Raw genomic sequence first — 22,537 nt, forward strand, 5'->3', positions numbered from 1 at the left:
TTTGACGATCCCGGAAGAGTGTCCCACCGGCGACCTACTTTGCGCGGAAGCTTGCTACCTTTACAGAAAACCGGTCAGCGAGCGCACGAAGCAAGATTTGATGTAATCGGTTTCAGGAATCCCCGGCACAACCGGATGATCCGGTGCCTGATGCCCCTGCTCCAGCAACTGCACAAAACGATCAATCTTGCGCCCGCTACCGCGGATGATGTCGATCAGCTTTTCCTGCGACAAATGCATGGAACAAGACGCAGACACCAGCAGCCCATCCCGCTCAAGCAACCGCAAACCCAGCTGATTCAACCGGGCATAAGCCTGCTCACCGGCTTTCTGATCACGACGACGCGGGATCAACGCGGGTGGGTCCAGCACCACGATGTCGAACTTTTCTTTCTCGTCCGCCAGCGCTTTCAACGCATCAAAAGCATCGCCTTCAAGGGTGTCCACATTATCCAACCCGTTCAGCTTGGCATTGTGATGTACCGAATCCACCGCAGATGATGAAGCATCGACACAAGTCACCTGGGAAGCACCGGCACACGCGGCCTGAATACCCCAACCGCCCACGTAACTGAACACATCCAGCACCCGCTTACCCGGCGCATAGGCCTGCAGCCGCTGACGGTTCATCCGGTGATCGTAAAACCACCCCGTCTTCTGCCCGCCTGCCAATGGCACTTCAAACTGCGCGCCGTTTTCTTCAACCCGCAAAACGTCTGTCTCGGGGCCATGAGCAAATTCCACGTAGCTGGAAAGCCCTTCCACCTTGCGCATCTTGCCATCGTTCTTCAGCACCACCACGCGAGGATGCGCCAAACGCTGAACCGCCCGCACAATGGCGTCTTTCATCAGCTCCATGCCCGCTGTGGAAATCTGCACCACCACAACGTCATCAAAACGATCCACCACCAAACCAGATAAACCATCGCTGTCACCAAACACCCAGCGATAAAACGGCTTAGCAAACAACCGCTCCCGCAACGAAAGCGCCGCCTCCATCCGATCCGTCAACCGCTTGGGCGTCATTCCCTGCGCAGGTTCCCGACTGATCAAACGCCCACAAATCAACGCATGGGGGTTCACAAACACCGTACCCAATGGCTTATCGTTCGACGCCCGCAACTGCGCCTGTACACCGGCTTCGAACTCGGTTAACGGGCTGCGTTTGATATCCACCTCGTTACTGTAAACCCACAAGTGGCCAGCACGGAGACGGCGTTCTGCGCCTTTGCGCAGATATAAAATCGGGAAATCCATTAATTAGTTACCTGAAAAATTGGGCTGGGGTAATTTAGTGCGATTTAGCCTTCTGAAGCCACGTGCTCAGCGTAAGCATCAGGATCCATCAGGCCATCCAGCTCGCCTTCATCCGACAGCTTAACCTTGAACATCCAGCCTTCGCCATAAGGATCATCGTTGACGATTTCCGGTTCATCCTCAAGTTTCTCATTCACCTCAAGAACCTCACCAGTTACCGGGCTAAACACATCCGAAGCCGACTTTACCGACTCCGCAACACCCGCTTCCTCACCACCATTGACCGTAGCGCCCACTTCCGGCACGCTGATATAAACCACATCACCCAACTGCTCTTGGGCAAAATCGGTGATACCTACGGTGGCCGTACCATCAGCCTCAACCCGCACCCACTGGTGAGTATCAATATATTTAAGATCCGCAGGGATATTGCTCATAATTTGTGTGTCCTGTTGAAATTTTTGCGCAGTTTAACCGAAGAGCTTAGTTCCAGCGAATGCTACGGGCCAACTTCATAAATGCAACCAGATAATCTACCTCTTGATCCCGCTCCCGAAAGCCCAAAAATATCTGTTTTGGCATGCCTTCTTTGCCCAACTGCAGCGCCTTAATCGGCATTTTCTGTGCGTACTCATCCACTAGCCAACGCGGCAAAGCCGACACACCACGGCCCGCGGCAACCATCTGCAGCATGATATCGGTTGTTTCGATCGTTTTATGAAAAGCAGGCGCAGCATGAGCAGGTAAAAAGAATCGGGTGAAAATATCGAGTCGCTCCGGCGCTACCGGATAGGTAATCAGCGTTTCTCTTGCTAACTGATTTGGCTCTACCCACTCATTGACCGCCAACGGATGATCGCTCGCCACCACCAAAACTTGCTCATAATCGAACACGGGCTCAAAGCACACACCAGGGCGATGCAGAGGATCCGGCGTCACCAATAAATCGATATCATGGCCGAACAAAGCACCCATTCCGCCGAACTGGAACTCTTGTTTCACATCCACATCAACATCTGGCCACCGCTGCAAATAAGGGCCGACTACCTTCAATAACCACTGGTAACACGGGTGGCACTCCATACCCACGCGCAAGCTGCCACGCTGTCCCTTGGCCACTTGCCCGACCAGCATTTCAGCGTGCTCAAATTGCGGCAGAAGCCGGTTGGCGAGCGACAGCAGTTGCTCACCTGCTTGGGTAAACCGCAGCTGCCGTCCTTCTCGCAACCAGACCGGCGTTCCCAATTGCTGCTCCAGCTTCCGAATCGCGTGGCTCAACGCGGATTGCGTTAAATGCAGCTGCTCGGCCGCAGCGGTGAGCGAACCCTGCCGCTCAACCGCTCGAAATATCTCTAAGTGACTGCGTTCAATCATGCTCTAACCGTGAATTTTTCTCATGGATTGTTGAGATAATACCATTTTTATTCATCACAGAAACTTTCTAATCTAGCTCTCCTACTGACAGCATAAACCACTAAGGACAGCATCATGGTGACAACGCACAATCTAGGTTTTCCGCGCATCGGCGGTCAACGAGAGCTAAAATTCGAACTGGAACATTACTGGGCCGGCCGTAAATCCGAGCAAGATTTGGCCGCAAAGGCCGCTGAGTTGCGCCAAACCCATTGGCAACAGCAATCTGGCCTCGGCTTTGTGCCCGTGGGCGACTTTTCCCTCTACGATCAAGTGCTCGACATGTCTGTGACGCTGAGCAATCTGCCGGCTCGTGCGGCGGATAAAGAGGGTAACGAGTTAGATGCCTATTTCCGCGCAGCCCGCGGCCGAAGCGCTAATGACAGCCCCTGTTGCGCCATTGCAGCTGGCGAAATGACCAAGTGGTTCGACACAAATTATCACTACATCGTGCCGGAGTTCACCGCCGACACCGAGTTCAAGCTCAACCCGGAGCGGCTGCTCAACCAGCTGGCTGAAGCACAGCAGCAGGGTGTTGCCGCGAAGCCGGTTATCATTGGCCCGGTCACCTATTTATGGCTCGGTAAAACGTCCGACGACAGCAACCGCCTGGATTTACTGGAGCGTCTACTGCCCGCTTATTCGCAATTGCTGGAAATTCTCGCCGATGCCGGCGCTGAGTGGGTTCAGATTGACGAACCTGCTCTGGTCACAGAGCTGGATGCCAACTGGCGGTATGCTTTTAACCTCGCCTATCATCAACTGAAAACGAATCGCCCGAAACTGCTGCTGGCGACTTACTTCGGCGAGCTGCGCAACAATTTGCAACTGGCATGCGAGCTGCCGGTAGCCGGAGTTCATCTCGATGCCATCAGTGCACCGGATGAGGTAACCCGCATTGCCGACTGGCTGCCAACGCACAAGGTTCTATCGCTCGGCGCGATCAGTGGCCGGAATATCTGGAAAACCGATCTGAATAAAACGCTGGATTGGTTGGAACCGGTGCATGAAAAACTGGGTGATCGCCTGTGGCTGGCACCGTCTTGCTCACTGCTACACGTACCCGTCGACTTGTCTCAGGAAACCGGCTTGGATCCCGAAATCCAAAACTGGCTGGCCTTTGCTTTGCAGAAGTTGGACGAGCTGCAGGTACTCACCCGCGCTCTGAACGAAGGACGTGAAGCAGTACTCCAGCAACTAACGCACAATCAGGAAGCCATCGACAGCCGCCGCAACTCTACTCGCGTTACAAACCCAAACGTTCGAGCGGCAGTCGCGGAGATCAACGCAGAGCTCGGCAATCGTCAAAACCCTTACGCGCAGCGTATCGCGCTGCAGCAAGAGAAACTTCAGCTACCTGCGTTTCCGACCACGACCATTGGGTCATTTCCACAAACTCAGGAAATCCGCCAGGCACGCCTGCAATTCCGCAAAGGGGATTTAGCTGCAGCCGACTACGAAGCTCAAATGAAGGCAGAAATCGAACGCTGCATTCGTAATCAGGAAGCCCTGGGTCTGGATGTGTTGGTTCACGGCGAAGCCGAACGAAACGACATGGTTGAATACTTCGGCGAGCAGTTAGAAGGCTACGCTTTTACTCGCTTCGGCTGGGTGCAATCGTACGGTTCGCGCTGCGTTAAACCGCCGATCCTATTCGGTGACATCCGCCGCCCGAAAGCCATGACCGTTGACTGGATCCGTTACGCCCAGTCACTGACTGACAAGCCAGTGAAAGGCATGCTGACGGGCCCGGTGACCATCTTGAACTGGTCGTTCGTCCGTGACGATCAACCCCGAAAGGATTCATGCCTGCAACTGGCACTGGCCATTCGCGAGGAAGTTCAGGATCTGGAAAAAGCGGGCGTGGGTATCATTCAAATTGACGAAGCCGCTCTGCGTGAAGGTTTGCCACTACGTCAGTCGGACTGGGAAGGTTATCTGGATTGGGCCATTAACAGCTTCCGCATCGCCGCCAACGGAGTAGAGGACAGCACACAGGTTCACACGCACATGTGTTACTCAGAGTTCAACGACATCATCGAGGCCATCGCTCGTATGGATGCCGACGTGATTACCATCGAAACGTCACGGTCTGACATGGAGCTGCTGGACGCGTTCAAGAGCTTTGAGTACCCGAACGACATCGGGCCCGGAGTCTATGACATTCACTCGCCCAATGTTCCTAACAAGGAACAAATCATCAATCTGATGAAACTTGCCGCGGAGCGGATTCCGGCGGAACGGTTGTGGATTAATCCGGACTGCGGACTGAAAACGCGGAAGTGGGAGGAAGTGACTCCCGCTCTGGAGACCATGGTGGCCGCGGCGCAGGCGTTGCGGGCTTAAATGGAACTGCGAAGAGGGTGCGCCTTGTGGCGCACCCTCTTTTTATTTTCGACGAATGAGCAAGGTTATGGTTTACCAACCTTCTAAGGGTACGCCGTGTTCTTTGAGGTAGGCACCGTGCTCTTCGAGATAAGCTTTCGTTAAACCGGCAAAGTCTGCCGGATCCCCTGGCACTTCTTTCGCAGGAACTCTCAACACCTCCACCGCATTCGAAAATTGGCTCATTATCCAGACAACAACTTCGCCACCGGGGGCTAATCCCAGAACCAAGTTATATCTTGGGAGATAGCGTTCATCACCTTTTTGAGTATATGTAAGCGCGGGCTCGGCCATACGCTCTTCCAAATCCGGAGGCACTCGGATGAATGCGGAGTAGTACTTCTGTTCAGCAAACGAAAACCAATGCAATGCAATTAAGTTGGGAAATGGCTCCATACTTCCACCCGACCCAAAAGGACCGTCGTCGCCTTTCCAACAACATTCAACCCCTCCCCCTACTGGCCCACGCCAGCTTCTGACCCCCGACTTTTCCAAATGCGCATCGATCAACCACATGTGATAGCGCTCGGGCGCAGCAACAGTAAGATCCCAGTGTTTTTTTTCACCACTCCAAGAAACACAACCCGTTAGAAGAGTTGCGGTCATGAACGTCACGATAGCTACCAAGATTCGCATAAGCCATTCTCAAAGATTGCGATGGATAATTCGTTCACCAGAACTCACTGGAGCGTTTGGACTAAAATTTCGGCCTAGACGCAGCTGAAACAGTGCGTCCTTTAGCACAAATTTAAGCGGGTCGTAATTGACGGAATGGTGGGTGTATCGCTGCCGAATTAAATTTTTCTGGTCTGCTCTTAATTGAATTTTATCCTCTCCTGCAACAACTTTTCCCGTGATTTCCCGCGAAATAGCGATTAAGTCATTGGGCAGTCGCCCAACAGGACTATCGAAGCCCAAATGCTGGAACGGAACCCCTGTCTGAGCAGCTAACGTTCGCATAAGATGGAGCGCTACTCTTGAGTATTCACCCCGGATGTTGCGCACCATCCTCAAAACCAACTCTACACGCCCGCGCGGGGTTGGGTGCTCAGATTTGATCTTATAAATTTCTAAACTAGCATCGCCGAACGGACCTAGCTCTTCCGGGCTCGGATCATGGTATTCAGAGGATCTGACCGGCAAACTAAAATCGCCGATCCACCCTTCCGATATTTTGATGCCTTGTAGCTCTTCCAGGTTATCCCATTGCATCGTTTGGTCGGGCCTGTCAGTTCGGTCATCATCGACTTTATGATATTTACTGATAATCAAATCTTCTCGAAGAGAATCTGGGTACCCCCCGCCAACATCGGAATGCGCTCCGGGCAAAACGATTTCTCTAAAGTTTTTCGGAATCTCTCCATCCGCATTCCGCAAACTGTTCAATGCAAAATTTTCCCTGTATTCATCAGCAGCAACTAGATGAACAGCATGCTTGACACTACCCGGATCTAGATAAACATTGACCGGATCGTTTCGATCGTTACTAGGCGACAGATCCAACGCAGCCGGATTGATGACGGCCGAGACGGTATCAAACAATCCGACGAAACGAATCACCACACGCTCCGGCCAACCTATCCCTTTCATCATCAACGCCCGACCAAGCGAACCTTCTGCTCCCCGGTTTATCTCGCATGCAGCATGGCGTGCAGAAGCCGCGCCACGGCTAAAACCAAACAAATCGATAGTTAGACTCGCTATGCCATCTGACACTCCGAATGCATATATTCGTCGCGCGACCTGCAAAAATGCATCTTCTACTTGGCTAATAATCCCAGTTTCTCCCATTCCCGTGATCGCCCCAACAGCGGAGTCACCTCCTCCCGTTTTAGTGCCAATACCAGGAGCGTATACCCAAAACCTCCAAGTGAGCCCGGTATCATCAACGCTATTGGATTCCTCATATAAATCCCTAAGTTTGGCCACGTTACTCGGGGTGTTTCTGTAGCTCCCACCACTCGCCAGTCCCACCCAATATTGACACTCCTCCTCCGATATCTCCCCTCGCTCGAAGGACTGAACACACTCCTTAGCCACACGCTCCTCCAGCTCCCTCGAATTCTCGGCGTTATTCAAGGTACCATCGGTAAAGATGCCGATTTCGAGGTGAATTTCCTGAGGGACTTTTGTAGTTTCGGGTTCATTATTTAGCGCTGCGGATAGGGCAAGCGGTGCCACTGACTGCGCGGGGAAACTCGTGTTTGAGTTTTCGGATGTCGATCGTTGTTGGCGCGCCTCCTCTTGCTGTTTCTCGCGATATTCAGCGTCAAACTGGTTAGCACCTAAGTGCCCCACACCTCCGATGCCTTGGGAAGCGAGTTGCTGCGGCGTAATGCCGTGTCGGTTCAGTGCATCCACGCTGCTGCGTATTTCGGAGTTAGCTATACCGTCATCTAAAGCCCACTGCGCCTGCCCATCATCAGAGCTCCGCCAATACACTACTGGAGCTGAAGGCTCACCATCGACAACTTCATGGACTAACCAGAGTTCGCCGTCATCAATTCGACGCACGACTTCCTCAACCATCGCGGCACGGTAGCTTCTTGAGGCACGGCTACCACCGGGAGAGTCGCGGGATCGCCCAAGCAAGCGCTCAAGTTCGCCGTTGTTAGCATTATGTGCGTGATCAAGGATCAGACTTTTAGTTTTGGAGGCTGCAAAAAAAGGAGATTCCAGCCCAGGCAGGTCTGCGGCGCGCAAATCCCAGGTACTTACAATCTTCATGGCTCGTCATCCATTGACTGAGGACATTCATCCTTGTGAAATCGTATTCACAACGTTGCTATTGTAACGAACTGATCGCCCTGATCAGTGAACTGCCTTCCAATGGCATGCTGAGGATTTGAGGGAGGAGAGGGTTTTGCGGTCAGTACCCGGAACTATTCTCGTCCAGTTCGAACTCAAACTGGGTCGCCCTTCGCACCTCTGTATAAATATTTCCTGAAGGGTTTAGTTCGATCCACCGATATCCCGGTGCACGCGGTTCAACCGAAAAGTTACTGGCTCCAGCGGTGAACTGGATGCAGGTGGAGGGCGTCGCGAGCAATTGAACGCCATTCCGTTGTCGGTGAAGCTCTTGATGGATGTGCCCCCAAAGCACGACTTTCACCTGCGGATGTTTATCGATAATCCGCCAAAAGGCCTCTCGAGTTTTAAGGCCAATCTTTTCCATCCAGTCGGAACCAATGTCCACTGGATGGTGGTGCAAGCAAACCATTGTAGGCAGTTCGGGCTGTTCAGAAAGCGCGTTGTCGAGATGAGCCAACTCTTCGCCTGACAACTCACCAAATACTTTTCCATGAACGGAAGAGTCGAGCATGACAAAGTGCCAGCCGCCCTGCATCCATTCACTCTGATCAGCTCGAAACTCTGCTGCAATGGAATTCATCAGCGACGTATCATCGTGGTTGCCGGCGATCCAGAGAGAAGGACATTCAAAGGCTTCCAGCTGCTCACCAAAATAGCGGTAAGCTTCCACCGAAGCGTCTTGAGAGATATCGCCCGTGGCCAATACCAAGTCGGGTTGCCCATGCTCCTTGAGCACGTCTTCGATGACCGCCGCCAGGCTGTCTCGGGTGTTAACGCCCAGCAAGGCTCCGTCTGACTGCGCGGTCAGGTGAGGGTCTGTCAACTGCAGCACTCGTAATGGGTGCTTAGGATCAGAGTGGGTCATGCAAGCCCTGCTGTTATCTTTGCGGCTGGTTGGAATTTTTCTTAGTTTACGATGACTGTGGCTTATTACATTGGCTATGACTTAAGGTTATGTCACATTTTCGCCAATTGCGCCTGATATTTTGCAGTATTTGACAACCATGAGACAGGCTAAGATAGCAGTAACGGAATTTCCGTTCAGTCTCCACCCTGCCCAGCCGTCCAAGCCGCCTGCTCCAAGGGCAAATGACCAAAACGCAGGCAATAATCCAGCCAGTCAGCAAGAAAACCGTTGATCTGAACTTTTTCATCGGGATGGTGCATAAAGCGGTTCGGGTAATCGTTCACGGGGGCAATGTGGCGATGGCGGTAACAACTGATGACTTCGGCCATGGTGGCATCGTGATACACACGAACGGTCATTTTCGGATTGTTCAGCCACCGGCCGCTATTATGGATTTGTTCAAGTAACAAGGTTTCGGTAAACCTTGCAGTTTGCATGCGTTCGATCCGAACTCGGCCCAGGTACTGATCTTCCCGATGCAATTCGATTTCACACACGGCCTCGTCTTCAGCGTCAAGCTGCCTCAGTTTACGTAGCCGATGGTAGTTACCATCACACAGTGCTCCAAGCTGACGCAGGTCGGGGACGTATCGCTTTGGACGCTTTACCCATTCGGTCATGCCCGCCACTCCTTTCGCAGCCGGTCCCGGTTTAGTTGCAGCCACTGAATGGCGATGATGGCGGCCGCGTTGTTGATTCGGCCATCGGCGATCATGGCGAAAGTCTCTTCAGCCGAAACCACATGGGAAAGGATGTCTTCATGTTCGTGTTCGACACCAAAAACGCCTCCGGCATTGACTGTACTGATTTGGCCGCAATACAGGTGGATCATTTCGGTAGTGCCACCGGGCGATACCATGTAGTCACAGATTTTATCCAAACGGCTGAAGCTCAGCCCGGCTTCTTCCTGACCTTCGCGCTTCGCAACGTCTTCCGGGCTTTCGCCCTCTTCGTTCATGCCCGCAACGAGTTCGAGTAACCAGGGTGATTGGTTACGCCCGAGTGCGCCGAGCCGGAATTGTTCTAGTAATACGATTTCGTCGCGCTCTGGATCATAAGGCAGTACGCAGGTGGCATCGCCGCGGATGAAGAGTTCACGGGTGAAGATGGGCATTTCACGGCCATCGAAACGCGGGTGGGTCAGCCAGAGCTTGTCCATGCGGAAGAAGCCCTGGAAGACGGTTTCGCGTTTTTCGATTTTGACGTTGTTGGCTGTGAACTGGAACGGTTGTGGCATCGGTTCTTCCGGTTTGATAATCGGTTTTGAACGATAGCCGTTATTGTGGGGATGCTGCAAGTTACGGCCGAAGCCTCAGCGTTAAACAGAAGTTTAATTGGGCCGGGGTGGTGGGGCGGTTCAGAAATTTGCGGAGCCAGGGACGGCGGAGCAGAAGCGCCCAAGGATGGCTCGAGCGTTTTCTGAACCGCCCCACCACCCCGGCTCACATCTCCCAACCAACAGGCTGGGAGGTGTGAAGTACGAAAGTCAGACTTTGTCGTAAAGCTTAGAGCCAGACTCGACAAACTCGCGGGATTTTTCCTGCATGCCTGCGTCGATGGCACTCACCTCATCCATGCCCTGCTCTGCTGCGTAATCCCTTACTTCCTGTGAGATTTTCATGGAACAGAACTTAGGCCCGCACATCGAACAGAAGTGGGCCACTTTGGCAGAGTCTTTCGGCAAGGTTTCGTCGTGGAACTCCCGCGCCGTGTCCGGATCCAACGCCAGGTTGAACTGGTCTTCCCAGCGGAACTCGAACCGAGCTTTGGACAGCGCGTTATCACGAATCTGTGCGCCCGGGTGGCCCTTCGCCAAATCGGCTGCGTGGGCAGCGATTTTGTAGGTGATGATGCCGGTTTTCACATCATCCTTGTTGGGCAAGCCCAAGTGTTCTTTTGGTGTGACGTAGCAGAGCATGGCACAACCGAACCAGCCGATCATTGCCGCGCCAATGCCCGAAGTGATGTGATCGTAACCCGGAGCAATGTCTGTGGTCAGAGGACCGAGGGTATAGAACGGCGCTTCGTCACAGCATTCCAGCTGCTTGTCCATATTCTCTTTAATCAAATGCATGGGCACGTGACCGGGGCCTTCGATCATGCATTGAACATCGTGTTTCCAGGCGATTTTGGTGAGCTCACCCAAGGTTTCCAGCTCACCGAACTGGGCTTCGTCGTTGGCATCCGCAATGGAGCCAGGGCGGAGGCCGTCACCGAGGCTGAAGGACACATCGTAGGCCTTCATGATTTCGCAGATGTCTTCGAAGTGTTCGTACAAGAAACTTTCTTTGTGATGCGCCAGGCACCACTTCGCCATGATAGAGCCGCCACGAGAGACGATACCTGTGGTACGTTTGGCAGTCAGAGGTACGTGGTGCAGCCGCACGCCCGCGTGAATGGTAAAGTAATCCACGCCCTGCTCTGCCTGTTCAATCAACGTATCTCGAAAGATTTCCCACGTCAGGTCTTCGGCAACGCCGCCTACTTTCTCAAGCGCCTGATAGATCGGCACGGTGCCAATGGGAACCGGCGAGTTTCGGATGATCCACTCGCGAGTTTCGTGGATATTCTTACCGGTGGACAAGTCCATCACAGTGTCTGAGCCCCAGCGAATACCCCAAGTGAGTTTCTCGACTTCTTCTTCGATGGACGAAGTAACCGCAGAGTTGCCGATGTTGCCGTTAATCTTCACCAGAAAATTCCGACCGATGATCATCGGCTCAGTTTCCGGGTGGTTAATGTTCGCAGGGATGATCGCACGCCCTCTTGCGACTTCGTCACGCACGAATTCGGGGGTAATCTCCGCGGGCAGGCTGGCACCGAATGATTGGCCCGGATGCTGATCATCAGCCAATCCCTGTTCACGAGCCTCTTGCAGTTTCATGTTCTCCCGAATGGCGATGTATTCCATCTCGGGAGTGATGACGCCTTGGCGAGCATAATGCATCTGGGTGACGTTTTTGCCGGGCTTCGCTTTGAACGGTTTGCGCTCGTCCATGAACCGAAGCGGATCTAACAATGGGTCTTTCATGCGGCGGAGGGTGAATTCGGAGGTGTAGCCGTCCAGCGGTTCTACATCGCCACGTTCGGCAATCCAATTGGCGCGAACCGGTGCTAAACCTTTACGCAAATCAATTTTTGCATCTGGATCGGTGTAGGGGCCTGACGTGTCATACACCAGCACCGGCGGATTTTTCTCGCCGCCCAGCTCGGTAGGGGTGTCGGCCACCGTAATTTCCCGCATTGGCACCCGAATGTCGGCTCGGCTACCCTGCACGTAGATTTTTCGTGAGCTTGGTAATGGTTTGATTGCTGCCGAATCCACTTTTGCGGAGTCGCTGAGGTATGCTGGTATGTCCGTCATGTCTGCTCCCAGTAACATCTGAGGTGTCAGGTCGCGCATGACGGAACACTGCCCAAACGCCCTTTTAGGCAATTTGGCACTGATCGTGCAATCTTAATCCCTACGCCGGTATTATCCGGATCAGGTCGCGGGTTCTGCGTTGCAATCTCAGCCGATCGCCGGTTTGTGGCGATTCAGCACCCCGTCAAGACGCGAATATAGAATTCGTTGCTCACACAATGTGTGAGCATCTCAAGTGTAGAGACGAGCCACATTATTGTCCATAATGTGCCACCGATACTTTTGGCCATACTGTCGCATTAGCTTTCGACACGATGGCCTTCCGATCCTTGTATCCAGATCACGGATGCCCGGAGACAGTTTGTCAGGAGATACAATGAAAAAACGCTTACTTCCAGGACTGATCACCCTGCTTGCAGCTCAGCCTGCATTTTCTCTGGATTTGATGGAGACTTACGAAAAGGCGCTGTCTTACGACTCCGGCATTGCTTCGGCCATGGCAAGGTTTCAATCCCAGCAAGCCGCCAGTGACGTAAGCAAGAGCACACTACTGCCTCAGATCGGCGCCTTTGCCGAAGCCAATCACGTCGATTTCGACGCAGATAATGGCCCTGGCGATAGCTATAAGTCTCTGAACTACGGCGTTCAACTTACCCAGCCTATTTTCCGGGCAGATAACTGGTTCCGCTACGACGCAAGTCAGTTCCAGACCGACGCCGCACAAGCCCAATACAACCTGGCACAGCAGCAACTGATTCTTGATGTGGCCACAGCTTACTTCAACGTATTGCGCGCCCAAGATACGGTGACCACCGCTCAAGCCACCGAAGCGGCCATCCAGCGCCAGTTCGAGCAAGCCCAAGAACGCTATGACGTGGGCCTGATTGCCATTACCGAGGTCTATGAAGGCCGCGCCAGCTATGATGACAGCAAGAGCCTGCGTATCGCGGCTGAAAACCAGCTGAACGTAGCCCGAGAGCAGCTTGCCCGCCTGACCGGCGAATATGCCGTCGATCTGGAAAATCTGCGGGAAAACTTCCCGTTAGGCCGACCGAACCCGATGGACCCGGCATCTTGGGAAGCCACGGCACTGGATCAAAATTGGTCTATCCAGGCAGCCATATATCAACTGAACGCCAGCGAAGCCAATCTGAAAGTTGCGAAATCCGGCCACATGCCGACACTTGATCTGGTGGCTTCCTACGGTGAAACCGAGTTTGAAAACGCGAAGACGCCGCAGCAAGAAGGTACCCAGGGCGTCATCGGACTCCAACTCAACGTACCGCTTTACATGGGTGGCGGAACTCAAGCCGGTGTTCGCCAACAACGCTCTCTGGTTACCGTTGCCGAGCAGGATCTGAACACGGTTCGCCGGGATGTTCAGGTGAATACTCGCAGTTTGTTCCTGACAGTCAACAACAACGTGGAAACCGCTTCTGCGCTTGAGCAGACCATCATCTCCCGCCGCAGCGCTCTGGATGCAACGCGCGCCGGATACGATGTGGGTACACGGAACATTGTGGAAGTTCTGGATGCCGAGCGGGCGTTCTACGTGGCGCTTCGGGATTACGCTAATGCCCGTTACGACTACGTGATCAACTCTCTGCAGTTAAAGCAGACCGCCGGTACACTTAGCCCTCAGGACCTGATCGAGCTAAACAACTGGCTCAGCGAAGGTGCCCGCGGTATTGAAGCGATGGCAAACGACGGCAAAACTCTGGAAGACCCCACCGAGTAATTCCCGCCGGTTTTGCAAAGACACCCGGGCCGCAATTAGGCCCGGGTGCTATACCCTTTCGATGATCCCTTCGACCACTTTATCCAGCGCGCCCCGGTTATTGTTCACCACCGCCAGCGCTCGTTCGCCGTACGCTTTGCAATCCTGTGCATCGGACATTAATCGACTGACGGCTTGGGCCAGATCCTGGCACCCCTCAACCATTTGCACGCCCTGATCAGCAATCAAACGGTCATAAATGGTTTCGAAATTGAAAACGTGAGGCCCGGAAAATACCGGCATGCCCCAGGCGGCAGGTTCCAGCGGATTGTGCCCCCCGCGCTCAATCAAAGAGCCCCCGACAAAAGCAATATCACTGGCGCCATACAGGGTCATCAACTCGCCCATGGTGTCCCCAAGATAAACCTGAGCCTGCTGAGGATTCTCGCTAAGTGAGCGACGGGCTACCCGATAACCCTTTGCTTCGGCCATAGCTGCAACCGTATCAAAACGCTCTGGGTGCCGAGGCACGATGATCAATAACGCATCATCGTGCTGTTCAAGAATACTCCGGTGGGCACATAGCAATTGCTCGTCTTCACCGCTGTGGGTGCTGCCAGCAATCCAGACTTTACGACCCTCAAGCGTTTTTCGAATAACCTCGGAGGCCTTGCGGACATCGTCGGGGATATCCACATCGAATTTTACACTGCCGGTTACTTCTACACGGTCCGCTGCCACCCCAATACGCCGAAAACGCTCAGCATCCGGCTCCGCCTGTGCTGCCACCCAACTAATGCTTTTCATCACCGGGCCCGCCAGCCCTCTCACTTTCTCGTAACCTTGGGCAGATCGTTCAGATAACCGAGCGTTAATCAGAAAAACCGGCACCCGTCGCCGCCGGCACTGACGGATCATATTGGGCCAAATTTCGGTTTCGAGAATAACGAGAATACCGGGGTTCACGCGTTGCAGGAAACGCCGAATCGCACCGGGCGTGTCGTAGGGAGCGTAGGCATAGGCTACTTTGTCCCCAAACATCTTGCGTGCTTGAGCCAACCCCGTATCGGTCATAGCGGTCATCAGTATGGTTGCACCCAATTCCTTTGCAAGGAGCCGTCGAACCAAGGGGCCTGCGGCGATGGTTTCACCGACTGATACAGCGTGAACCCAGATAACCGGTCCCAGTATTTCTGGAACCATGCCGAGGCGATGCTGCCAATCCCGACGCAATGCGGGTGCCTTCCGGCCCTGCCACCAGAGCCGAATCAGGATAAAGGGCAAAACCAGCCGGATCAGCTGAGAATAGATAAAATGAAACACGCAGGACTCCCGGCAAAACAGTGCGTTATCATAGGGCTAAATTTGTCGAGTGGCAGCATCTTGCCCTCAGGCTTAACGTTTGTCGATTCAGGATTCACGATTTTGAACAAGAAGTACCGCAAACAACCCAGAAACACCGATTACTCAGCTTACCGTCACCCCCGTTGGTGGCCAACTTGGCTGGGCATATCAATTATGTGGCTGTTTGCCCAACTGCCCATTCGTTTTCAGTGGTGGCTGGGCAAAATCGCCGGCTTACTTGCATGGAAACTGGCCAAAAGTCGTCGACATATTACCGAGGTCAACATTCGACTGTGCTTTCCAAAACTTTCGGAAACAGAACAAGCAGAGCTTGTTCGAAAAGCCTTTATAGCTAATGGCATCGGCTTGATGGAATTGGGAATTGCCTGGTTCCGTAACCCTAAGAAGCTCACTGGCATCACCGAAGTACATGGCCTCGAACACCTTGAAAAGGCGATGGAAGATGGTCACGGCGTTTTGTTGTTGGGCGGTCATTACAGCACATTAGACCTCGGCGGCAGCCTGGTCACCGAATTTATCGATGCGGACGTCATGCAACGAGACCACAACAACCCTCTGACTAACGCGGTGATGACCCGTGCACGGGGCCGCCGTTATGAGACGGTCTTATCCTCCAAAGACTTGCGAGGCCTATTCCGCAGCCTGAAGAAGAATCATGCAGTTTGGTATGCCACCGACCAGGACTATGGTCGAAAAGACATCGTCTTCGCGCCCTTTTTTGGCATCCCGACCGGCACCATCACAGCGACATCGCGAATTGCGGATCGCAGCAAGTGCCGCGTGGTGCCATTTAGTCACTTCCGCCGCGAAGACAAACCCGGCTACGACATTTACTTCCACCCGCCACTGGAAAACTTTCCAAGCGGCGATGATCTGGACGATGCCACCCGGATAAACGCTATTATCGAGCAGGAAATTCGGAAAGCCCCGGATCAGTATCTCTGGATGCACCGCCGTTTTAAAACTCGGCCGTCAAAAGATGACCCAAGCTTTTACAAAAAAAGTAAGAAGAAGGGGTAACACGTGAATCCCGAAACCCGGGCGCCGGCGATCTGGCTGATTACCGATAACAAGCCGGGGCACAAAAATCAGCTAAAAGGGCTAGGCAACCGTTTACGGGTGCTCACCGGCGCCAGCATTCACTGGCTCAACGCTGCAGATTATTCAGTACCGCTCTGGCGCGCTCTTCTTGGCATAGCACCCGCTATGGATTCGCCGCCACCTGCGCCTACCTTGGTTATTGCTGCAGGCGCTGGTACGCACCGGCTATTACTAGCGCTGCGCCGTCTTCGAAAAGTCCGCACTGTGGTTCTGATGAAACCTGCCTTCCCGCTTGCTTGGGTAGATGCAGCGATTATTCCCGCCCACGACAACGTTAAAGCAGGACGCAAAACGCTCATCACCGAAGGCGTTATCAACGCGGTTACCCCGATGGCTCAATTGACCATAAAGCCGGAAGCGCTCATTTTAGTGGGCGGCCCTTCCCCTCACTTTGACTGGGACGACGATGCCGTTTTCTCCCAGGTGACAGATCTGATCGCACGATACCCCGAGTGGCGATGGACCATCAGTGATTCTCGTCGGACGCCAGCCCCTCTCACGACCAAATTGGACGAACTGCAAGGCCCCAAGGTCACCTTCGTTCATCATGATCGCTCTCATGACAACTGGCTGAACCATCAACTGGCGGGGTCAAAAGCGGTGTGGGTGACGCCGGATAGCGTTTCCATGGTTTGCGAGGCTGCCACCTCCGGTGTGCCCACCGGTTTGCTGAGCCTGCCTTCCCGAGGTCACAGTCGAGTCGCGAAAGGCGTGGACAGACTTGCCGAGCAAGGCTGGGTTTCATTCTGGCAAAATCGTGATCAAGTCATGCATGAGCATCGAGAGCGACATGCGCGACTTTGGGAAGCCGATCGCGCCGCGCGCTGGCTTATCAACCGATTTGCGAACTTGCCCAAGAGCAGTAACAAGGAGTCGTTGAATTGAGAATACTTCAAGCGCTTCCAGCCCTCTACAGTGGCGGCGTAGAGCGGGGTACCGTGGAGTTCGCAGCCGAGCTCGTCAAACGGGGCCACGAGTCCTTCGTGGTATCGAACGGAGGCCCGATGGCTGAACAGGTGCGCGGCCAAGGGTCCACGCACCTTTACATGCCGATTCACCGCAAAACCCCCGCGTCATTCGGCCAGATTTTACCAATGCGACAGCTGTTGCAGAACCTCAAACCCGACATCGTGCACGTTCGGTCCCGCATGCCTGCGTGGATCGTGAATCTGGCATTGAAGTCTTTACCGGCAGACGAACGGCCAGCCATCGTTTCAACCTTTCATGGCATGTACTCGGTGAATCCCTACAGCGCGGTCATGGCCAAAGCGGATCACGTGATTGCGGTTTCGAACTGCGTAAACGACTACGTTCAGAAAAACTTTCAGGTGCCGGACCAAAAGTTGACCGTGATCCAGCGCGGAGTGGATATCGAAGCTTTCCGCCAGCGCGCGGTCAACGAGCAGTGGCACGAGATTTTGCTGTCACGATTCCCCCAGCTCAGGGACAAAAAAATCATCATGATGCCGGGCCGAATTTCCCGCTGGAAAGGCCAGCTGGACTTCCTGAAAGCCATGGCCAGCATGGTGCAGGAACGTCCGGATTGCCACGGCATCATCGTGGGTGGCGCGGAGCCCGGGAAGGAACGTTTTTTACAGGAACTGGAAACTGAGCGAAGCCGGCTAAACCTGACCAATCATGTTTCATTTCTTGGTCAACGCAACGACATGACCAACCTGTATTTGTTCGCGAATGTCGTTTGTCACATGTCGACCAAGCCAGAACCCTTCGGTCGCACTGTCACAGAAGCACTAGCTTCAGGTACCCCGGTTGTCGCTTACAATCGCGGCGGTGCGGCGGAAACCTTGCAGGCTTGTTTTCGGGACGGGCTGGTCACACCGGACGATGCCGAGGCTTTCGCTCGCACCACTCTCAGAATGCTCGATCGACCAAAGCATGAGGTAGAGCTGCCCGAGCGGTTTTTGTTGCGGGCGCAAACGGAGGGGACGCTAGAGGTTTACGAAAAAGTTCTCGCTGCGAAAAGTACTCGCCCGCGATGAACGTTTTGATGTTGATGCTTTCAGACAACCCCGGCATTGGCGGTCTAGAAAAGCACACCCGGGAATTGGCCTGCGCTCTCACGGACAAGGGTCATCAAGTAACCGTCGCGGCCGCCTCCCAGCACCTGGATGCGATGGGAGGCTCTTACGGTATTCCCGTGGACGCACAGCGGTCACGAAATTCCCTTTCGTTGTTGCTCAGAGTCGTAAAAATCATCCGGGAAGGGCGTTACCAGGTTATACACGCCCAAGGCACCAAAGCCGCGTTTGTGTTGCAACGGCTAGCACCGTTTCTAAAAAATCACGCACGTGTAGCCAGCATTCACGGCTTCAAGTCGCGCTACCCCAAAGCCGGTGCCTTCCATAAACTGATCGCCGTTAGCAAAGCGCTTGCAAGCGACATCAATCACCCAAACGTTACTGTGGTTTACAACGGGACCTCCGTTATCCACCAGGCTCCTGCGGCACTCCCTCCGGATGCTGCCCTCCCCGTCTGGCTGGCGGTTGGGCGACTCGCACCGGTCAAAGCATTTGACCGATTGATCGAGGCCTTTCAGTTTTGCCCCGGCACGCTGCTGATCGCGGGTGACGGCCCGGAACATCATCATTTGCAAACGCGCATCGCCGCCACAGGCCAAACTGACAAAATTCAGCTTTTAGGCTTTCGTTCCGACATTCCCGCACTCATGGCCAGCGCCGATGGTGTCGTGATCAGCTCAGACCGAGAGGGGTTCTCTTATGTCTGTGCGGAAGCTCTCTTGCTCGGCAAACCGGTAATTTCCACCGATGTGCCCATTGCCAATGAAGTCTTGCCGAACGAACATATTTTCACGGGCGGTGAGCCAGCCGAATTTGGCAGGATCCTACTCCAAGACTTGCAGGCCGTAACCGCAAGCCAATTAAACGCACGAGCCTTCGCGAACGAAACGCTGTCGTTGTCTGCCATGGCGACCAACACAGTCGCCGTTTATCAACAGGCTTTGAATAAGCTTGCTTCAGAGCGAAGCCATAATTGACCGACTATACTGGAGCAACCCGCATTCCCAACTCACCACTTGGCCCTATGCTCGATTTATCTGACCAACTGCCCTTCGCTCAAGGTTCTAACCGCAAGTGCTTCAGGCACCCACTGGATTCTACCCGATGCCTGAAAGTGATCCGGCCTGAAAACATCACCGCGCGATATGAACGACAATCACCCGTTAAGAGGCTCCTTGGTAAAGGACGGATCAACGATAACGCTCAGGAAATACGAGCCCACCAACAACGTGCTATCCAGCAGCTTCTTAAACAAGGCAATGACGCTTTGGTTTGGGCCCATCTGCCACGGTTCTATGGTAGCACTCAGACCTCTTTAGGCATGGCCAATGAAAGCGAGCTGATACGCTGTATGGACGGTAGCGTTGCGCCAACACTCGAGCACCTGATCAAAACACAAGGTCTGACACCCGATCTGAACCTGGGCATCGAAGAATTTCTGGTCTGGCTGTCACAGGCCAAAATCCTGACCCGAAATCTGCTCCCTCACAATTTGGTTGTTTCAGACCAATTCGACCACCCGCGGCTTTTCCTGATCGACGGCCTGGGCGCACCGACCATCCCGCAAACACTAGATTCGGTGCCGGGATGGAGCTCGCGCTACATCAAGCGAAAAATCGAACGATTCAAGACAAGGCTTGCCTGGGAACAAAGCAATGAAGGCCTATCTTGGGAAGATTTCCAACACTTAAGATAAACCCTACAAGGCCAGCATGTTAGTATGATGCCCACTTTGAAGGTTAACGGAACAGTCCAACAGTAAATTGCGCGGAGTGCAATCATGATCCATCCCGTCATCATGGCCGGCGGCACCGGCTCTCGCCTTTGGCCACTGTCCAGGCAGCTAAATCCGAAGCAGTTTCTCAAACTGACGGACGACCATTTGTCGATGCTACAACTGACTGTGGCCCGGCTGGACGGCATGGAGTCGGCAGACCCGCTTTTGATTTGCAACGAAGACCACCGTTTCCTGGCGGCCGAACAAATGCGGCAGGCGGGTTATAACGATGCACGGATTATCCTGGAGCCATGCGGTCGCAATACCGCACCCGCCATTGCTCTTGCCGCCCTGCAACTGGTGAAGGCGACCGACAACAGCGCAGACGACCCACTAATGTTGGTACTGGCGGCAGACCATTTGATCCAGAATGTCGCGGCTTTCCAGCAAGGTATCCAGAAGTCGATCCCTTTGGCGCGACAGGGAAAGCTCGTCACCTTTGGCATTGTTCCCAGCCATCCTGAAACCGGCTACGGATATATCAAACAAGGCAAAGAGCTTGAAGACAGCTGTTACGGTGTCGACCGGTTTGTAGAAAAGCCGGACTTGGCAACGGCACAAGACTATCTGGCGTCCGGCGACTATCTGTGGAACAGCGGCATGTTTATGTTTGGTGCCCGTCAGTATCTCAGCGAGCTTGAGAAGCACCGCCCGGAGATTCTATCGATCTGCCAGGCAGCCGTTGAGGATGCTAACGAAGACCTTCATTTCACGCGCATTAACGAAGCGGTATTCGCAGAGTGCCCTGAGGACTCTATCGATTATGCGGTGATGGAGAAAACCCAAAACGCGGCGGTCGTTGCATTGGATGCCGGCTGGAGTGACATCGGTTCCTGGTCGGCTCTGTGGGATGTGTCCAAGAAAGACGCAAACGACAACAGTTTTATGGGTGATGTGATTGCCCACGACACCACCAGCACCCTGGCACGCTCAGAAAACCGATTGATCGCCACCGTCGGCGTGAGTGACTTGGTGATCATCGAAACCAAAGATGCCCTGCTGGTTGCCCACAAAGACAAGGTCCAAGACGTTAAAAAGATCGTCGAGCAACTCAAGAGCGACGGTCGAAACGAGCACATTAATCACCGGGAAGTTTACCGCCCTTGGGGCGTTTACGACTCTATCGACAGCGGTGAGCGTTACCAAGTCAAACGCATCACCGTAAAGCCCGGCGCAAAGCTTTCCGTTCAGATGCATCATCACCGTGCGGAACACTGGATCGTGGTAAGCGGTACCGCCAAGGTGACCAACGGCGAAAAAACTTACTTGGTTACGGAAAACCAGTCCACGTTCATTCCGGTTGGCCAAGTCCACTCGCTGGAAAATCCCGGTGTCATCGACCTCGAACTAATCGAGGTTCAATCCGGCTCCTATTTGGGCGAAGACGACATCGTGCGCTACGAGGACCGGTACGGCAGGTCATGAGCAAACTGAAGTACTTTCTGATCGCAGGCCTTTTGAGGCTCGTGGGTTTTTTGCCTTTGCGGGCCGCCCAATTTATCGGTAAATGGCTTGGTCTGCTTGGCTGGGCCATGAATGGCAGGTCACGCAAGACGACCGACACCAACATTCGCATTTGCCTACCGGAATTGTCTTCTGCTGAACAGCGCCTGTTGTCCAGAAACTCCATGGCACACACCGGCATGACCGCCGCAGAAATTCCGCTGATGTGGGAGTGGCCGGTTGAGAAATGCCTGGGGCTGATCAAGGAAACCAGAGGGCTGGAGTTGGTAGAAGAAGCGCTGGCCTCAGACAAAGGTTTGATTCTGCTCGCTCCCCACATTGGCAACTGGGAGCTGATCGGCCTGCTTTTTTCCTCACGCTACAAAATGGCCTCGCTCTATAGCCCTCCACACATCAAAGAATTCGAGGAATATATGATCCGGGTTCGAAGCCGTGTTGGCTCCGAGCTAGTGCGAGGAGATCGCCGGGGACTGCTCCGGCTAATGGGTATTCTCAAAGAAGGCGGCGTTGCCGGCATCCTTCCCGACCAATCTCCACGTGGCAAAACCAACGCCTACGCACCTTTTTTCGGAATGGAAGTGCGCACGATGACGTTGGTCAACAAGCTGATACTGAAAACGGGCGCGAACGTACTGGTGGCCTTCGCCGAACGACTACCTCAAAGCAACGGTTTCCGCATTATCGTGGAAGAAGCCGCACCCGGAAACGGGGATGCAGACCCAGTTGTCGCAGCAACGGCCTTGAACGAATCCGTCGAGAAGGTTGTTCGAATGGCACCTGAGCAGTATCAATGGGAGTATAAGAGGCTCCGGCACCGGCCGCCTGGAAACCCGAATCCGTATTACCCTGACAAAATCTGTCGCTGACTTGCCATTGCCCAATATCTGAGCAAGTACAGACAGGCATCTGACCAGCACCCGCGTTATACTAGCCACTT

Annotated in this window: 19 protein-coding genes and 1 riboswitch; of the genes, 9 read left to right on the top strand and 10 right to left on the bottom strand. The window is 53.9% G+C overall.

Going from position 1 to position 22,537, the window contains the following annotated elements:
* Positions 1 to 60: 60 nt before the first annotated feature.
* Genes K5L82_RS00250 through K5L82_RS00260 form a run of 3 tightly spaced genes read right to left on the bottom strand, consistent with a single transcriptional unit; the run spans position 61 to position 2,631 of the window.
* Positions 61 to 1,257: a class I SAM-dependent rRNA methyltransferase gene (locus K5L82_RS00250; protein ID WP_223132765.1), complete on the bottom strand. Its 1,197-nt coding sequence runs from the start codon at positions 1,255 to 1,257 to the stop codon at positions 61 to 63.
* A gap of 44 nt (positions 1,258 to 1,301) precedes the next feature.
* Complete coding sequence (gcvH, locus tag K5L82_RS00255; RefSeq protein WP_223132766.1) at positions 1,302 to 1,694, bottom strand: glycine cleavage system protein GcvH; 393 nt, start codon at positions 1,692 to 1,694, stop codon at positions 1,302 to 1,304.
* Positions 1,695 to 1,740: 46 nt separating this feature from the next.
* Complete coding sequence (locus tag K5L82_RS00260) at positions 1,741 to 2,631, bottom strand: LysR family transcriptional regulator (RefSeq protein WP_223132767.1); 891 nt, start codon at positions 2,629 to 2,631, stop codon at positions 1,741 to 1,743.
* Between the two features lie 114 nt (positions 2,632 to 2,745).
* On the opposite strand from K5L82_RS00260, the gene metE reads away from it, so the two are divergent.
* Entirely contained in the window at positions 2,746 to 5,016 is a 2,271-nt protein-coding gene (metE, locus tag K5L82_RS00265; protein WP_223132768.1) for a 5-methyltetrahydropteroyltriglutamate--homocysteine S-methyltransferase, read from the top strand.
* A 72-nt stretch (positions 5,017 to 5,088) separates the two neighbouring features.
* Here metE and K5L82_RS00270 read toward each other — a convergent pair whose 3' ends face one another.
* From K5L82_RS00270 to thiC, 6 genes are all read right to left on the bottom strand, one after another.
* The gene (locus K5L82_RS00270; RefSeq protein ID WP_223132769.1) at positions 5,089 to 5,691 is read right to left on the bottom strand and encodes a DUF2931 family protein; all 603 of its coding nucleotides are present in this window, start codon (positions 5,689 to 5,691) and stop codon (positions 5,089 to 5,091) included.
* Positions 5,692 to 5,700: 9 nt separating this feature from the next.
* The gene (locus K5L82_RS00275) at positions 5,701 to 7,782 is read right to left on the bottom strand and encodes a T6SS phospholipase effector Tle1-like catalytic domain-containing protein (protein ID WP_223132770.1); all 2,082 of its coding nucleotides are present in this window, start codon (positions 7,780 to 7,782) and stop codon (positions 5,701 to 5,703) included.
* A gap of 142 nt (positions 7,783 to 7,924) precedes the next feature.
* Positions 7,925 to 8,731 carry a 3',5'-cyclic-AMP phosphodiesterase gene (cpdA, locus tag K5L82_RS00280; RefSeq protein ID WP_133006499.1) on the bottom strand — a complete coding sequence of 269 codons (807 nt, stop codon included), beginning with the start codon at positions 8,729 to 8,731 and terminating at the stop codon, positions 7,925 to 7,927.
* A 176-nt stretch (positions 8,732 to 8,907) separates the two neighbouring features.
* On the bottom strand, positions 8,908 to 9,393 hold the full coding sequence (locus K5L82_RS00285) for a DUF1249 domain-containing protein (protein WP_133006500.1): 486 nt from the start codon (positions 9,391 to 9,393) through the stop codon (positions 8,908 to 8,910).
* Positions 9,390 to 10,010, bottom strand: coding sequence for an NUDIX domain-containing protein (locus K5L82_RS00290; protein WP_133006501.1), 621 nt, complete (start codon positions 10,008 to 10,010; stop codon positions 9,390 to 9,392). Before K5L82_RS00290 ends, K5L82_RS00285 begins: the two co-directional genes overlap by 4 nt.
* A 249-nt stretch (positions 10,011 to 10,259) precedes the next feature.
* Positions 10,260 to 12,137, bottom strand: coding sequence for a phosphomethylpyrimidine synthase ThiC (thiC, locus tag K5L82_RS00295; RefSeq protein WP_133006502.1), 1,878 nt, complete (start codon positions 12,135 to 12,137; stop codon positions 10,260 to 10,262).
* An 80-nt stretch (positions 12,138 to 12,217) separates the two neighbouring features.
* Positions 12,218 to 12,331: riboswitch (TPP riboswitch) on the bottom strand.
* A gap of 182 nt (positions 12,332 to 12,513) precedes the next feature.
* Here thiC and K5L82_RS00300 point away from each other — a divergent pair.
* Complete coding sequence (locus tag K5L82_RS00300) at positions 12,514 to 13,875, top strand: TolC family outer membrane protein (protein ID WP_133006503.1); 1,362 nt, start codon at positions 12,514 to 12,516, stop codon at positions 13,873 to 13,875.
* 48 nt (positions 13,876 to 13,923) lie between these two features.
* Here the strand turns inward: K5L82_RS00300 and waaA are convergent, their stop codons facing one another.
* Positions 13,924 to 15,177, bottom strand: coding sequence for a lipid IV(A) 3-deoxy-D-manno-octulosonic acid transferase (gene waaA, locus K5L82_RS00305; RefSeq protein ID WP_223132771.1), 1,254 nt, complete (start codon positions 15,175 to 15,177; stop codon positions 13,924 to 13,926).
* A gap of 102 nt (positions 15,178 to 15,279) precedes the next feature.
* Here waaA and lpxL point away from each other — a divergent pair, with 102 nt between their 5' ends.
* The 7 genes from lpxL (at position 15,280) to K5L82_RS00340 (ending at position 22,466) form a co-directional block, all read left to right on the top strand.
* Positions 15,280 to 16,239 (top strand): LpxL/LpxP family Kdo(2)-lipid IV(A) lauroyl/palmitoleoyl acyltransferase, encoded by a 960-nt coding sequence (lpxL, locus tag K5L82_RS00310; protein ID WP_223132772.1) that lies wholly within the window; start codon positions 15,280 to 15,282, stop codon positions 16,237 to 16,239.
* A gap of 3 nt (positions 16,240 to 16,242) precedes the next feature.
* The gene (locus tag K5L82_RS00315) at positions 16,243 to 17,205 is read left to right on the top strand and encodes a mitochondrial fission ELM1 family protein (RefSeq protein WP_223132773.1); all 963 of its coding nucleotides are present in this window, start codon (positions 16,243 to 16,245) and stop codon (positions 17,203 to 17,205) included.
* Positions 17,202 to 18,320 carry a glycosyltransferase family 4 protein gene (locus tag K5L82_RS00320; protein WP_223132774.1) on the top strand — a complete coding sequence of 373 codons (1,119 nt, stop codon included), beginning with the start codon at positions 17,202 to 17,204 and terminating at the stop codon, positions 18,318 to 18,320. Before K5L82_RS00315 ends, K5L82_RS00320 begins: the two co-directional genes overlap by 4 nt.
* Positions 18,317 to 19,336 (top strand): glycosyltransferase, encoded by a 1,020-nt coding sequence (locus K5L82_RS00325; protein WP_223132775.1) that lies wholly within the window; start codon positions 18,317 to 18,319, stop codon positions 19,334 to 19,336. Before K5L82_RS00320 ends, K5L82_RS00325 begins: the two co-directional genes overlap by 4 nt.
* The gene (locus K5L82_RS00330; RefSeq protein ID WP_262492447.1) at positions 19,333 to 20,055 is read left to right on the top strand and encodes a PhoP regulatory network YrbL family protein; all 723 of its coding nucleotides are present in this window, start codon (positions 19,333 to 19,335) and stop codon (positions 20,053 to 20,055) included. Before K5L82_RS00325 ends, K5L82_RS00330 begins: the two co-directional genes overlap by 4 nt.
* Positions 20,056 to 20,139: 84 nt before the next feature.
* Positions 20,140 to 21,561, top strand: a complete 1,422-nt coding sequence (locus K5L82_RS00335; RefSeq protein ID WP_223132776.1) for a mannose-1-phosphate guanylyltransferase/mannose-6-phosphate isomerase — start codon at positions 20,140 to 20,142, stop codon at positions 21,559 to 21,561.
* Positions 21,558 to 22,466 (top strand): lysophospholipid acyltransferase family protein, encoded by a 909-nt coding sequence (locus K5L82_RS00340; protein ID WP_223132777.1) that lies wholly within the window; start codon positions 21,558 to 21,560, stop codon positions 22,464 to 22,466. Before K5L82_RS00335 ends, K5L82_RS00340 begins: the two co-directional genes overlap by 4 nt.
* The last annotated feature ends 71 nt before the right edge of the window (positions 22,467 to 22,537 follow it).

This window comes from Marinobacter sp. AL4B, assembly GCF_019916045.1.
GTDB lineage: Bacteria > Pseudomonadota > Gammaproteobacteria > Pseudomonadales > Oleiphilaceae > Marinobacter.